Here is a 14,057-nt window from a genome sequence, read left to right as displayed (position 1 = left end):
GCCGCAGCAGAAATGCTCATCAGCAATTGTTTGCAATATCGTGCTGATTCGGAAATTGCAAACGCCGGGAAGTTCTGAGGAGAAGCGAATCAGCTGCTTTAGCCCAACAAGTTCACTCTTCGTGAATGTGGCTTTGCACTCCCTTAACCACTGCTCCGCATGCTAGGTGAAATCCTCTAAACTTTCAAATTGCGAATAACTTGCGAACTTTTTGATGTTGCCCGTAAGGATATATGATGGAGGAAGGTCCAAGGCAAAGCTGCCGAGGGCTGTGCCTTGGAGGTCAACGTTCTGGTCATAAAGCGTGATATTGTTGAACGGGGAGCTGCCGCCAATCGACTACAGTGCATTATAGGCGGCAAGGTTCATTTGCTTGGAGAAGTCAAAGCGGTATTGGTTGGCTTGGTAAGTAGTTCTAATTGATTTTTATTTTTAAGTCTAGTTGATTAACAACGGAATTTACTAGGGTACATAATGGGTTAATAATAGTCTTAGATGTTTTATTCTCAACTTGCTGAGAAGCATCAACCATAGATAATTGAGCTACAGAAATAACTTTATTTTCATCCTTAATGATCTGATTTAAGTAGTTGGAAATTACATTATTATATTCTTCTTTTAATCCTTGCATGATCAATTCAAAAGAATTTTCTATTACAATAACCTCTAAATCCAAAGACTTTTGCTGATTATATGCAAAACATTTAAGACGTTCCATTGTACCATTAACCGTTGCAGGATTTGAAAATAAAATTATCTGAGGCTGATATATATTGCAAATATAATCAAAGAATGGTTCATCAATTTTAATAATCGGTACTGATATTGAAGGTTGGTCTTCATTTAAAATTGCAATATAGTTTGTACATGTAATAAGAATAGCATCAACATTACATCGGGCAATCCATTCTAATTGCTCCTTAACTTTACTTTTAACGTCTGTTTCCTGGAAACTATCATCTGATGTAAAAAGTAACATTAATGCGGGGTCAACAAAATGTATTAATTCAATATCATAATGGGAAAAAGAACTTTCTAAATAGTCAATATTTGAATAATGGGCATGTAAGCACCCTAATTTTTTTCGAATTTCATTCCACCTCCATATATTTCTGAATATTATGTCAGACGGTTAATCCCAATGTCGATTAATATTGAGATCGAGACCTCGCTTTCACATTAAATGTCCCTTTTCAAAAGGAACAACTGAGTAGAAATAGCGATACTACCTGACTTATCTATTATAAAAGACTTTTTCTTTGCATAAAATGACTTCGTTGAGCATTTTTTGTTTTTTAATAGTCAAACTAGATGAGCGAAACACTACAGCCCCATGTTTTTACAACTCTATGTTAAAATAAATGTAATATTCTTAAAAGGGGGTCGAAACAAATGCCATTTGAACCTCCAACAGAAAACTATTGATAAAAGAGTTTGTCTTTAAAGAATATAAAGTGCCATCCAAAAAACCAGCATATTTGAATTTGTTATATGAATGAGGGTGTTTCATGTTTTTTGTTAGAAAGAAAACCAGAAATAGTTGGATAAAACAAATCCAAAAAAAAGCTAGCAATATAATTGAAAAGGAAGACTACTCATTTATTGATCACCATATAAAAGATAAGCGAATTATTCTTCTTGGGGAAAACAGCCATGGTGTTGCAGATTATTTTTCTGCAAAAATTGATATAATCCGTTACTTACATAAGAATCATGGATATAATGTGGTCGTTTTCGAAAGCGGACTAATTGAGGCGACGATGTGCAAGATTCTGTTAAGTAATTATTCTGCAAAGGAAAAGATACAGAATTGTTTCCTTGATATATATCATAATGAGGAAATGAAACCATTTTTTACTGAAAATTGGGCCGAAAACTTGCAAATATGTGGGATGGATATTCAACCCACATATCCCCTAATATCTGAACACATGCTGGAGTGGATTAGGAATCATATAGATATCGAACTTTATGACTCCTTAAAAAAAGTGGAACTGCTTTTTTGGGAGTTAGATAAAGAAATCATGTTCAAAGTAACGAAGCACTTAAAGTCTAGGATGAAGGGAGTAATGAAAGAATATCACAAGATTTTGCACCTTATCGACTCAAAACGAATAGAAGGTCAGGGGAGTAATGATAGTAGGATGTTCGAAGTGATTCACCAAGGTATAAGGAACAGAGTACAATGGCTGGAAGTTAGTCTTAAAGGATTCTTGTCCTCAGGGATATTCAGGGGAAGGTTAATGTACGAAAACTTGGAATGGCTGATGAATAACTATTACAAGGGTGAAAAAGTTATTGTCTGGGCCCACAACTTTCATATCAGAAAAACACAAACATTCATTTCAAAAATATTTGGAATTAAATCAGTTGGATATTGGTTACAGCAGAATTATCCCAATGATTTTTATTCAATAGGCTTTTATGCGGGTAGCGGAACATTTGCAACCCAGTTACGGGTTGAATTAGAGATAGATGCTGAAAAAAAGAATCACTTAGAGTCATTACTAAATGAAGCCACAAAACAAAACATATTTCTACCATTGAATCTAACCGGTGAAGCAGCGGAAAAAAATATATGGTTTAACCGGAAATGGTGGTTGCTGGAATCCGGGTTGATGGGATTGGCGCCAAAAATTATCTATCCAAATGATCACTATGATGCACTGCTCTTTTTTAAGGATGTCCACCCTCCTCTTTATTTCACTCGTAATGTAAATGAAGAAGAAATGGAGTGAAAACTGGCTTAAACGGTGACTGGGCTGGGGGATACCAATAAAGGCAGCCTATATGTTATTCGGAACTTACATTAAAAAGTGGCGGTAACCGTTACCGCCACTCGAAAACACCCTAATTCCCTTGCTTCTTAACAAATCCCAATAACCCGTGTAAGGTTCTGACAAAGTCACTGCCGGATATATTACCTAGTCCACCCTCAGCACAATCGATTTCATTGTATTGCAAAATTCGATCTCTTCGTATACTCGGACCAGCAATAGCGATTGGAACCGGTTCACCTGTATGTTCCCCGACTTCACAAGGTGTCGAATGATCGGCCGCCAATGCGATATACACATTTTCAGGTAACTGCTGGCAAATGAGACCAACCATATGATCGAATAACTCGATCGATCTTACTTTCTCATGGGGCTCATTATCGTGGCCTTTCACATCCGGTGCCTTCATATGGACGTAAACGAAGTCATTATCAGCTATTTCCTCAATAGCCAACCTTGCTTTTAATTCAATATCAGTATCAATATTTCCAGTCATGCTACTATCTGTGAAAGTCTTATAACCTGCTAGTTTTGCCACGCCTAAAACCGTACTTTCACCTGCAATACAGCTTACATTTATCTTAAGCTTTTGAGCGACAGGAACTATGTCTACCATCTGGCCAGCTCCCCTTGTAAGGATAAAATTAGCTGGCAGCTTTCCATTTGCTATACGTTCCGCGTTAACGGGGTGAGATGATAATATGGAGTGTGCCGTTTCAAGAACCAAGTTCAAAATATTGGCAGTTCTCCTAGCTTCCTCAGAGGAATCCAAAGGTTCTACTTTATGATAAGGTTTACCGTCATTAGGAGCTTTAGGATCTGAGTCACTCACTTTATCGCTTAACCCAGGTCCTCGCAAAATGAGCACGGCACGATGTTCTGTTGCCGGCATAAATTCAATTTCTACCCCGCCTTCAACTTCTAAACCACTAATCGCTTGTGCTAATTCATCCGTTTTCTCGCGTATTCTTCCGGCACGGCGATCGACTACAATCCCGTTTTCATTCACTGTGGCAAAATTACAGCGGAAGATAATATCGCCAGGTTTAACGTTCATTCCGATTCCAAGAGCCTCAATGGGTCCTCGCCCAGGATAATGATGCGGCTGATAGCCAAATAAAATGAGATGTCCCATGTCTGTTCCTACTGGAATACCAGGAGCAATCAAATCCATCATACCATTAATTCCCTCTGAAGCGATACGATCCAGGTTTGGTGTTCGGGCATATTCCAATGGTGTTTTACCACCTAACAAAGGATGTGGTCGATCACCAAGTCCATCGGCAATCGCCATGATAACTTTTCTGTTCAACAAGATATTCTCCTCCTAAACCTTATAGTCCCAATAAGCCAAACCAAGTGAAATAGGCGAAACAAATAACGGATGCACCAATAAAACAAGTGATAACGGCATATTTTACTTGATCCACGATGGTAAAGTAATCCGATGAAAAATAAATGGTATTCACTTTTGAGTGTGGCGGAAGTGTAATCGTAAATGTCATCGTCATTGCGGCTGCGAGTGCAAGAGGTACAGGATCCATACCTAATGTTTTAGCCAATGCAATGAATGCTGGTATCAAAATCGTAACTCTCACCGTTTTACTCGTAAAGATGAGATGGCTGTACATACTGAGGAATATGACTACTATTGCTACCATAACATGACTCATCTGGTCAATTCCTAGACCGTCCACTACCTTACCGATAAGGTATACAGCGCCACCAGATTCATCCAATGCATTTCCTGCAGCATAGGCACCTGCTGCGAAAATCATAAGTTCCCATTTGATGTTTGCATCTTTCCACTCAAGCATTCCGACTTTTGGAAGTAAACAGAGGAGTGCCGCAATAACCGCAGTTTGCTCAGTGCTAATTTCAAAACCGAACCAAGCATCGTGATAGTCTCCTGTAGCCCACAATAGTACGGTCAGAATGAAAATAGCTGATGCTTTCTTCTCTGCTACGGAGAAGGAACCTAATTTCGCCAGCTCGCCCTTTAACGTCTCCATTACATTTTCAAAGTTACCTTCTTCTTTAATGGAGAATAGCTTTAACCCAATGATAAAGGTGATAGTCATCGTGATGATAGAAGCAGGCATAGAGGCAAAAAGCCAATCCATATAACCGAGGTTTCCACCTGCTTGCTCGTTAATGAAACCTACTGCAATGATATTACCTGACGTAGCAGTCATGACACCCGAAGTTGCAAGGGCATCTGCTTGAAGCCCTTGAAGCATCATCACTTTACCAAGTCTACTCTTTCCAGGAATAGCTTTGTAGACTTCCAATAAAATTAAGCAAATAGGTAACATAAGTGTTGCACGTGCTGTTGTCGATGGAACGAAAAACGCTAAAACAAAATTAATAATGACCAAAACGATTAACGTTCGAGTAGGTGTTTTTCCAAACTTCGTGACCATCCATAGAGAGAATCTTCTACCTAAATTAGACTTCATCATAGCCGAGGTTAAGACAAATGCAGAAACCATTAACCAAATAACGTCAAATCCTAATGTTCCAAAAGCTACTTCTTGATCTTCGACCGCTCCCACTAATGGCAGCAATAAAATGGCAATCAACGATGTCAGGTAGATTGGAATTGGTGTTGTTATCCAAAGAACCAATGCACCAGCGAAGATTGCGATTGATTTTTGGGCAGCTGGCTCTAATCCTTCTGGAGCAGGCATAAACAGTAATGAAAAAACAACAATAATAGCGATGGGAATTCCCCATTTTTTCATGCCAGCCTCAAAACGTCCTTTCTGCTTGCCCGACGGTTCTTTTTCACTCGTTTTTACATTTTTCAATGTCATCTTAAACCCTCCTTGTGCTTGCCTTGTATTCGCTTTCAGTATATTTAATCTCATGTTATAATACAATTTGATTTATTTTATATTACCATAATAAAACCTTATAGTTTCTTAAGCATAGAACTGGATATATGGAAAAAATAGCAAATGGTTTTATGCAAGAAGAAGAAGGGATGTTTCAATATGAATTTAACGAAACTGCAAACCTTTATTACTCTATCGGAGTGCTTAAATTTCACAGAGGCAGCAGAACTGCTGTATTGTTCACAACCTGCTGTCAGTATGCAAATTCAAAGTATGGAGAGGGATTTAGGATTTCCGCTATTTGATCGAATCGGAAAAAAACTATATCTTACCAAACAAGGGGAGCACTTCAAACCCTATGCGGAGCAAATGATTAATCTTTTTTCGACATCGATTGAACACATTAAACAGTTTGACAATTTATCTTACGGAACGCTATCTTTCGGTGCAAGCAATTTTGTTGGAGTCTACCTTCTTCCCGCTATCCTTAGCAGCTTTAACAAGAAATTCCCAGGAATCAAAATTAATATGAAAATTACCAATTCGAGGCATTTGCTTAATATGTTGGAGTCTAACAAGGTAGAATTATTGGTTCTTTCTAATCGAATACCAATAGATGAGTCTCGCTTTCAAGCCAAAACCTTTTTTCAAGATGAACTTGTACTGATTGTTAATAACCAACACCACCTTGCCCGAAAAGGAGGATGTACATTAGAGGATTTAGTTCATGAAACGATGATATTGAAACCTAATAAATCCGCAACCCGTACTTATTTAGAAGGGGAATTTGCAAAATACGGGTTCAGCTCTTCTGAATATATGGAAATTAGCAGTTTAGAGGCTATCAAACAAAGTGTGATCCATGGGCTTGGTGTATCCATCGTCTCAAGTTTAGCTATTAAGCATGAGATTAAACATAAACTATTAGTAAAGGTTCCTATAGAAGGGGTAAAATTTCTCAGAGGGATAAACTATGTGCATCATCGAGGGATCCACTTATCACCGGCAATTACGCAATTAATTTCATTGCTGGATGAAAAGTCTGTATGACTTGCATAGGTAATTTTTTAACGAATAGAGAATAAACGTACACGAACCAAATCCGCCTGATTGGGAAAATTAGGTGGATTTTTCCGTTAAAGAAGGATTATTATCCTTTTCAGTGGAGAAGAAGAGCTGGAAGACACTAGTATGGTTTGCGGATATGATATTATGTGGAGGTAGGAGGGATCGATCATGGTTTCTATTGGTTTGACAGGTTGGGGGACCATGATTCCCATTTATAATGAAAAGGTTTCGCCACGTGATAAACTGAGGGCTGGCACCAAGTCAGCTTGATTTGTTCTAAAAGGGATGAGGGACGATGGAAACGATTCATATTTATCATAGCAATGATTTACATAGTCATTTTGAGCATTGGGAGAGCATCAGACAATTGCTGCAAGACAGGAGAGCTTGGCATGAACAGGAAGGCGACGATGTATTTGTTTTTGATATTGGCGACCATATGGACAGGTGGCACCCTTATTCAGATGCTACAAGAGGGAAAGGTAACTGCCAGCTTTTGAATGAAGCAGGCTATGATGCAATTACGATAGGAAATAATGAGGGAATCACTCTTTCCTATGAGAACCTTGATGAAATGTATGACGAGAGAGCCTTTCATGTGCTTGCAGCCAATCTTTATAATGAAGATGGAGAACGTCCAGCATGGGCGAATCCCTATCAGATTTATCATAGTAAATCTGGAAAAAGGATTGCCGCTATTGGGCTTACCGTCAATTACACCCACTTCTATGACCTTCTGGGCTGGAAAGTAACCGATCCATATGATGAATTGGAAAAGGCTTTGCGAGAACTAGCGGGAAAAGCGGATGTCTTCCTATTGCTATCCCATCTTGGTCTTCATGAGGATGAGAAAATTGCCGAGCTGTTCCCAGAGATTGATGTGATTATTGGCGGCCATACTCATCATATCCTTCATGAAGGAAAAATGGTGGGAGATACTCTCATTTGTGGTGCTGGAAAGTACGGGCAATTTATTGGCCATATTACAATAGAGCTGAATGAGGTAGAAATAAGACCATCGGCGAAAAAAGCCTTTTTATATGATATGACGGAACAAAGCAGCGTGGATGATACGGAAGCGGAAATATTATATCATACAGGAAAACAACTCCTCCAGACTCCTGTAAAAACGTTAGAAAAACCCATACCTGGTGATGCTATGGCTACACAAGGATTACCTGAACTGCTGTGCGACGAATTAAAACAATTCACGGGTGGCGATGTCGCATTCCTAAATGCCGGGCTGCTCTTGGGCGGGCTCCAAAATACCGTCACGGAATACGACCTTTTATCTGTATGTCCGCATCCTATCAACCCATGTACTGTTATTCTCACAGGTGCAGAATTGAAGGAAGTGTTACTCCAAGCGATGACAGATAAATGGACAAGCATGCAGATCAGAGGGCTGGGATTCAGAGGAACCGTCATGGGAAAAATGGTGTTCTCGGGAGTAACGAAAAGTGAGGGAATGTTCGTAATAAATGGAAGATCACTGGAATATAAAGCAGAATATACGGTGGCAATTCCTGATATGTTTACTTTCGGACGATTCTTTCCGGAAATATATCGATGCACAAAGAAGCAATATTTCTTGCCGGATTTCATGAGGGATCTGCTTCGAAATGCAATCCTCAAACTGGAGTAGCTGCATTCACCCATTTCCATCAACAATCATAAAGTGGTACTAGTGATGGAAAGGAGGGCTTTAAGCGTGATTGAAATGCTGCCAATTACAGTCGGAGAACAAACTTTTATCGGTGTGACTGTTAAGCTGCCCAAAACTAACCTGCTTGCAGTAACGGCTGACAAAGGTTATATCATGTGCGGAGCGCTGGATGTTGCCCTGCTGAATGAAAGGCTTGCAGGAAGGAAAATCATTGCCGGGCGCGCGGTAGGAGTGCGTACATTGGAAGAACTGCTTGACGCACCCCTGGAATCTGTAACGATTGAAGCAGAGCGTCTCGGAATTACTGCAGGTATGCAAGGTAAAACAGCTTTAGTAAAAATGCTGTAAAACAGCTCAATAGGGCTGTTTTTTTCATGCAGCTTGAAAGTTTAAGAATTTGTCGAAATTAGGCGGGTAATGATACTGTCTTATGATAGAATAGATGGGGAATCCAATCGCAGGATAGAGTTCACAATACATAGTTAAAGTGGGAATCTTCAATGAGACTTATTGCGACATCGGAGGCAAATCTCGGTTCAACACTCGGAAAAGCTATTTACAATGACAATGGGCAAATTCTGCTGAACAAGGGAGCAGCATTGACAGCAGGCATTATTGCCAGGCTTATCGGATTCGGGATTGATTATATTTATATCGAAGATCCAGATACTGCAGATATTATTTCAGCCAATCCAGTTTCCGAAGAATTGAGAGTCGCAGCATACAATACCATTCAAACTACCTTCCAACAGCTTGAAGGAAATTTTAACGTTTCCCCTGCTATCGTACTGGAAAACAGTGCGAAAGAGTTCAAACTCCTTATCCGTTCGCTCATTAAGGAACTTACAGGAAGCAAGGAGCTCTTGAACCTTTTATCCGACATTATTATACATGACAACTATATTTTCACACACTCTCTGAATGTGACTCTATATACGCTTGCCATCGGTCTTGAAATGAAGCTCTCTGAGCGTGATCTAGAAGTACTTGGCGTTGGAGCAATGCTTCATGATGTTGGAAAGATGAACATTCCTCACGAAGTCCTGATGAAACCAGGAAGATTGACGGAAGACGAGTTTAAGGTCATCCAGGAACATGCTGAGAAAGGCTTTGAAATTTTACGGAACGTCGAGGGCTTGCCACTCCTTGCCGCCCATTGCGCCTTCCAGCATCACGAACGACTGGATGGTACCGGATATCCTCGAGGGTTGAAGGGGCAGGAAATCCATTTATTTGGAAGAATTCTAGGCGTGGCCGATGTTTTTGACGCTGTTACATCAAATCGTGTATATAGGGCTGCGATGCTGCCGCATGAAGGGCTTGAGGTTCTCTATGCAGGATATGGGACGAAGTATGACTCACATGTTATCGATGCTTTTAAAAGGGCGGTAGTCATCTATCCGGCAGGACTTTCAGTGGAACTGAACAACGGCTGCTCTGGCGTAGTTTCGTCTCAGCATAAAGGCTCAAACGGCCGCCCAGTTGTGCGTATTCTTCAGGAGAATGGGCGAAGGGTACAGCCATATGAACTGGACTTACGGCAGCATGCCTCCATACTTATTACAGGTTGCGATGCAACAGCTATGGGAAAAAATGAACAGTGAATTGCCTGCATCATGCATTGAAAATATGCTGATTTTTAAACTTTTTTGAGGTCCTGAATAAGAGTCGGTTCAATTCCGTTTTAAGAATTGAACCGGCTTTTCTTGTTTTTGTCTATTTCTCCGAGTCACGTTCAAGCTATTAGTTCTTGATGGAAAATACTTTTCTACATATTCCAATACTATTTTACAAATACGTTTTGACAAAGGAGATGAGTCGAGATATACTATCTCTTAAGAAGTCAGAAAATATAAAACTTTCCAAGTCTTTAGTTTTTTTCAAAAAAAGATGATGGGAAAACAGGGGGTTTATTGAATGGAAAATCGTCCACAGTGGGGAACGAGAGCTGGATTTATTCTAGCGGCAATCGGCTCGGCAGTAGGGTTAGGGAATATTTGGCGTTTTCCAGCTGTCGCTTATGAAAATGGAGGAGGAGCATTTTTTATCCCGTATTTGTTTGCATTGCTGACTGCGGGAATTCCGCTGCTCATTCTTGAGTTTTCACTAGGCCATAAATTCAGAGGTTCTGCTCCGCTAACGTTTGCAAGGCTAAATAAAAAATTCGAATGGCTTGGTTGGTGGCAAGTAGCTATCTCCTTTGTCATTTCTACTTATTATGCTGTCATTATTGCTTGGGCAATGTCTTTTACCATTTTTTCCATCAATCAAAAATGGGGTGACAACCCAAAGGATTTCCTCTTTGGAGATTATCTTCAGCTTCCAGCAACTGCAGGAGCGCCTGGCGGAATTGTTCCAGGAGTGTTCATTCCACTCGTTCTAGTTTGGCTTATCACGCTTGGAGTATTGTTGAAGGGTGTAAAGCGAGGGATTGAGCTTGCAAACAAAATTATGATTCCAACGCTTGTCGGTTTGTTCCTCATTATCGTATTCAGGGCGATCACGCTCGATGGTGCAGCACAGGGGCTCGATGCTTTCTTTAAGCCGGACTGGGCTTCCGTTGCCAACCCGAAAGTTTGGGTGGCAGCATATGGGCAAATCTTTTTCAGCTTATCCATCGGCTTTGCCATTATGATTACGTACTCGAGCTATTTGCCTAAGAAAACGGACTTGACCAATAGTGCGTTCATTACGGGCTTTGCGAACTCTGGCTTTGAACTTCTTGCCGGTATTGGCGTTTTCTCAGCACTCGGTTTTATGGCAGCACAGCAAGGAGTACCGGTCAGCGAGGTAGTATCTGCTGGTGTTGGTTTGGCATTCGTTGTCTTCCCGCAAATCATCAGTGAGTTCCCAGCATTCAATGGTCTGTTCGGAGTAGCGTTCTTCCTTTGTCTTACGCTTGCTGGGTTGACATCACTTATTTCTATTGTGGAAACGTACGTAGCGGCAGCACAAGAGAAGTTTAAGTTTTCTAGGAAAAAAGCAGTGCTTATCGGCGGTGGTACTTCCGCGCTGCTCTCCATTCTGTTTGCGACAAAAGGCGGCCTTTATTATCTGGATGCTGCGGATTACTTCATCAACCAGTTTGGAGTCGCACTCGCAGGGCTTGTGGAAGTCGTAGTAATCGCTTGGTTTGTGAAGGAGCTAAAAGGTCTTCAAACGCATGCTAATACCATTTCTGATATTATGATTGGCAGCTGGTGGCGGGTGTTCCTTGGAGCAATTACTCCGGTTGTCCTTGGCTATATGATGGTCCAGAACATCATTACGAATATTAAGAGCAATTACGAGGGATATCCAACAGAATTCCTGCTTGTTGCAGGGTGGGGTGTTGCCGTGACTGCATTGCTTGTAGGGTTTGTGCTGATGGTGGTGAAATGGGATAGGGAAATGCTCCAATTCCCTTCAAAAAAGGAGGCGTCCTAACATGTCAACTAGCGCAATCGCGATGATGGTTGTCGGTATTGTCATCATATGGGGAGGTCTTGCAGCAAGCGTTGCAATGGCTGTCAGCAAGGCGAAAAACTCCTAATAGAAAAGGTAAAGAGCGGCGAAATGCCGCTCTTACTTTTTTGTTCCAATCCGTTCCTGCCTTTCCCAGAGGCGGAGATGGGGGTATGGATCGAATGACCATTCGGTTGCACCATTATCTTTGTAAATGCCATAGTGTAGATGCGGTGGGAATTTTCCAGAGGTGCCAGGCGGTCCGTAGCCTGAGCTTCCCACGCCACCGATTACTTGGCCTGGTTCCACTACTTGACCTATCTTCAAATCTTTGGCAAAACCGCTTAGATGCGCATAATAATGGTAGTTATTATTGATATCGCGAATACCGATCCTCCAGCCCCCATAACGATTCCAGCCTTTCATTTCCACAATGCCGTACCCTGTCGCCCTGACTGGAACACCATATCCCGCGAAAATATCTGTGCCTTCATGGATTCGTCGTCCTCCCCAGCCGCGAGCATCTCCCCAAGTGTTTTTATAGCTATGATTGCTTCTCAGGGGAACGGGAAAAGCATGCGAGTCGAGGTCCAGCCTGCCAAAGTGCTTGTATACCTTCGCTTTTCCCATGATAATCCCAACGGTTTTGTCTCGATGATAGTAATGCCAGAGAGCAATTCTGATATGATCACTGTTTGTCCCGTATTGAAGCAATTGCTGGGCAAATGCATGCAGAACGTCCGCATCATTATGTCTGTCAGCTTTTCCATCGATATTACCATCATAACCAACTCCATTGAAAAATTGGATGGAGGCAGGGTTTGTGTCATCGATATTAGGGTTGGTTGGTCCTGCCCAAACCTCCGGATTGAAATAAATTCCTGAAACCCCAGAAGGATCTGGCAAATCTCTTCGGGCCTCCCTGATATTTCGTTCGTATTGGTCTACAGCCGCGATATAGTACCATGGTATTTGAGTTGCTGCTTCCACTTGCCTGTACAGCTCCATACGCTTCCTGTATGGATCTTCCCGTTTACTTTCAGCCTTAACACCCGAAAGGTTGGAAGCGAAGAGAGAAAAAACGATAATGAATGCCAAAAGAAACCTCACAGGAATCCTCCCTTCTATTTTTTGATTCCTATAATAGTTTGCGGGAAAATGCTTTTATCATAATGGGGAATTGCTGGTAATGGCAAGCATTCACGCTTGTCGTACTTTTTTCAATATGATAAAGTGTCAAAGAAGAGACCGATATTAATACCTCATAGAATTACCATGAAAATCACTATTTCCAGCAGCAGGATACTCCTGCTGGAAGCTTAGGATGGAGCTGAAGACAGTGAGTATAAAAGAACAACCATTGAGGAAGCCGGAATGGCTCAAAATAAAGTTGAATACAAATGATAATTACACAGGGCTAAAAAAGATGATGCGGGAAAAAAGCCTTCATACTGTATGTGAAGAAGCCAGATGCCCGAACATCCATGAATGCTGGGCTGTTAGAAGGACAGCGACATTTATGATTCTTGGCGATGTCTGTACGCGTGCTTGCCGCTTCTGTGCAGTAAAGACAGGTTTGCCGACAGAGCTTGACTGGCAAGAGCCGGAAAGGGTTGCAGACTCTGTTGCGCTAATGAACTTAAAGCATGCTGTTATTACTGCTGTTGCACGCGATGATCTGAAGGACGGTGGCGCTGCGGTATTTGCAGAAACTGTGCGTGCTGTACGGAGAAAAAGCCCACTCACAAGCATTGAAGTACTGCCGTCAGACATGGGTGGTGTCTACGAGAACCTGAAGATGTTGATGGATGCTAAACCAGATATCTTGAACCATAATATCGAGACGGTCAGGAGCCTGACACCAAGAGTCAGGGCGAGGGCTACATATGAGCGCTCCCTAGAATTCCTAAAGCGGGCAAAGGAGATGCAACCTGATATCCCGACTAAGTCCAGCATAATGGTGGGACTTGGAGAGACAAAGGAAGAGCTGTTGGAAGCAATGGATGATTTGCGTGAGAATAATGTGGACATCCTTACGCTTGGCCAATACCTTCAGCCAACGAAAAAGCACATGCCTGTTGTAAAATATTATCATCCTGATGAGTTCCAGGAACTGAAGGATATCGCTCTTTCAAAAGGCTTCTCTCACTGTGAAGCTGGTCCGCTTGTCCGGTCTTCCTACCATGCAGATGAACAGGTGAATGCAGCGGCAAAGCACCGCCAGGAAGCTGGAGTACAAGGAACGACAAACGCATAATTCAATAC

12 protein-coding genes and 1 pseudogene are annotated in these 14,057 nt (G+C 41.5%); 8 read left to right on the top strand and 5 right to left on the bottom strand.

Features of this window, described 5'->3' with window-relative positions:
- Nucleotides 1–246: 246 nt before the first annotated feature.
- Nucleotides 247–402: pseudogene (locus tag BQ5796_RS18440) on the bottom strand (M14 family zinc carboxypeptidase); the annotation flags it as partial.
- Nucleotides 403–415: 13 nt separating this feature from the next.
- Entirely contained in the window at nt 416–1,090 is a 675-nt protein-coding gene (locus BQ5796_RS12855) for a hypothetical protein (protein WP_071460588.1), read from the bottom strand.
- Between the two features lie 418 nt (nt 1,091–1,508).
- Here BQ5796_RS12855 and BQ5796_RS12850 point away from each other — a divergent pair, with 418 nt between their 5' ends.
- Entirely contained in the window at nt 1,509–2,738 is a 1,230-nt protein-coding gene (locus BQ5796_RS12850; RefSeq protein ID WP_071460587.1) for an erythromycin esterase family protein, read from the top strand.
- Nucleotides 2,739–2,850: 112 nt separating this feature from the next.
- Here the strand turns inward: BQ5796_RS12850 and BQ5796_RS12845 are convergent, their stop codons facing one another.
- The gene (locus tag BQ5796_RS12845; RefSeq protein WP_071460586.1) at nt 2,851–4,092 is read right to left on the bottom strand and encodes a 2,3-bisphosphoglycerate-independent phosphoglycerate mutase; all 1,242 of its coding nucleotides are present in this window, start codon (nt 4,090–4,092) and stop codon (nt 2,851–2,853) included.
- 19 nt (nt 4,093–4,111) lie between these two features.
- Nucleotides 4,112–5,593: an SLC13 family permease gene (locus BQ5796_RS12840; RefSeq protein ID WP_071460585.1), complete on the bottom strand. Its 1,482-nt coding sequence runs from the start codon at nt 5,591–5,593 to the stop codon at nt 4,112–4,114.
- Nucleotides 5,594–5,773: 180 nt separating this feature from the next.
- Between BQ5796_RS12840 and BQ5796_RS12835 the strand changes: the two genes are divergently transcribed.
- From BQ5796_RS12835 to BQ5796_RS17420, 6 genes are all read left to right on the top strand, one after another.
- Nucleotides 5,774–6,664: a LysR family transcriptional regulator gene (locus BQ5796_RS12835; RefSeq protein WP_071460584.1), complete on the top strand. Its 891-nt coding sequence runs from the start codon at nt 5,774–5,776 to the stop codon at nt 6,662–6,664.
- Nucleotides 6,665–6,977: 313 nt separating this feature from the next.
- Nucleotides 6,978–8,327, top strand: coding sequence for a bifunctional metallophosphatase/5'-nucleotidase (locus BQ5796_RS12830; RefSeq protein ID WP_071460583.1), 1,350 nt, complete (start codon nt 6,978–6,980; stop codon nt 8,325–8,327).
- 66 nt (nt 8,328–8,393) lie between these two features.
- A complete protein-coding gene (locus tag BQ5796_RS12825; protein ID WP_071460582.1) occupies nt 8,394–8,696 on the top strand; it encodes a YunC family protein in 303 nt (100 codons plus the stop codon).
- Nucleotides 8,697–8,848: 152 nt separating this feature from the next.
- Nucleotides 8,849–9,952, top strand: coding sequence for an HD-GYP domain-containing protein (locus BQ5796_RS12820; RefSeq protein ID WP_071460581.1), 1,104 nt, complete (start codon nt 8,849–8,851; stop codon nt 9,950–9,952).
- Nucleotides 9,953–10,265: 313 nt separating this feature from the next.
- Nucleotides 10,266–11,774 (top strand): sodium-dependent transporter, encoded by a 1,509-nt coding sequence (locus tag BQ5796_RS12815; RefSeq protein WP_071460580.1) that lies wholly within the window; start codon nt 10,266–10,268, stop codon nt 11,772–11,774.
- Between the two features lies 1 nt (nt 11,775).
- Entirely contained in the window at nt 11,776–11,880 is a 105-nt protein-coding gene (locus BQ5796_RS17420; RefSeq protein WP_074033965.1) for a methionine/alanine import family NSS transporter small subunit, read from the top strand.
- Between the two features lie 32 nt (nt 11,881–11,912).
- Here BQ5796_RS17420 and BQ5796_RS12810 read toward each other — a convergent pair whose 3' ends face one another.
- Nucleotides 11,913–12,902 (bottom strand): M23 family metallopeptidase, encoded by a 990-nt coding sequence (locus tag BQ5796_RS12810; RefSeq protein ID WP_071460579.1) that lies wholly within the window; start codon nt 12,900–12,902, stop codon nt 11,913–11,915.
- 214 nt (nt 12,903–13,116) lie between these two features.
- Here BQ5796_RS12810 and lipA point away from each other — a divergent pair, with 214 nt between their 5' ends.
- Nucleotides 13,117–14,049, top strand: a complete 933-nt coding sequence (lipA, locus tag BQ5796_RS12805) for a lipoyl synthase (RefSeq protein ID WP_428839301.1) — start codon at nt 13,117–13,119, stop codon at nt 14,047–14,049.
- Nucleotides 14,050–14,057 lie beyond the last annotated feature (8 nt).

The organism is Bacillus massilinigeriensis, assembly GCF_900111815.1.
In the GTDB taxonomy this organism is placed as follows: Bacteria; Bacillota; Bacilli; order Bacillales; family Cytobacillaceae; genus Mesobacillus_C; species Mesobacillus_C mediterraneensis.
The sequence above is the reverse complement of the archived record's forward strand: the minus strand, read 5'-3'. Positions and strand labels throughout refer to the sequence as shown.

What these genes read in the sequence shown, in the direction of transcription:
- BQ5796_RS12850 (WP_071460587.1), top strand. Translation starts at nt 1,509, where the DNA reads ATGTTTTTTGTTAGAAAGAAAACCAGAAATAGTTGGATAAAACAAATC.
- BQ5796_RS12840 (WP_071460585.1), bottom strand. Translation starts at nt 5,593, where the DNA reads ATGACATTGAAAAATGTAAAAACGAGTGAAAAAGAACCGTCGGGCAAG.
- BQ5796_RS12835 (WP_071460584.1), top strand. Translation starts at nt 5,774, where the DNA reads ATGAATTTAACGAAACTGCAAACCTTTATTACTCTATCGGAGTGCTTA.
- BQ5796_RS12830 (WP_071460583.1), top strand. Translation starts at nt 6,978, where the DNA reads ATGGAAACGATTCATATTTATCATAGCAATGATTTACATAGTCATTTT.
- BQ5796_RS12820 (WP_071460581.1), top strand. Translation starts at nt 8,849, where the DNA reads ATGAGACTTATTGCGACATCGGAGGCAAATCTCGGTTCAACACTCGGA.
- BQ5796_RS12815 (WP_071460580.1), top strand. Translation starts at nt 10,266, where the DNA reads ATGGAAAATCGTCCACAGTGGGGAACGAGAGCTGGATTTATTCTAGCG.
- BQ5796_RS17420 (WP_074033965.1), top strand. Translation starts at nt 11,776, where the DNA reads ATGTCAACTAGCGCAATCGCGATGATGGTTGTCGGTATTGTCATCATA.
- lipA (WP_428839301.1), top strand. Translation starts at nt 13,117, where the DNA reads ATGGAGCTGAAGACAGTGAGTATAAAAGAACAACCATTGAGGAAGCCG.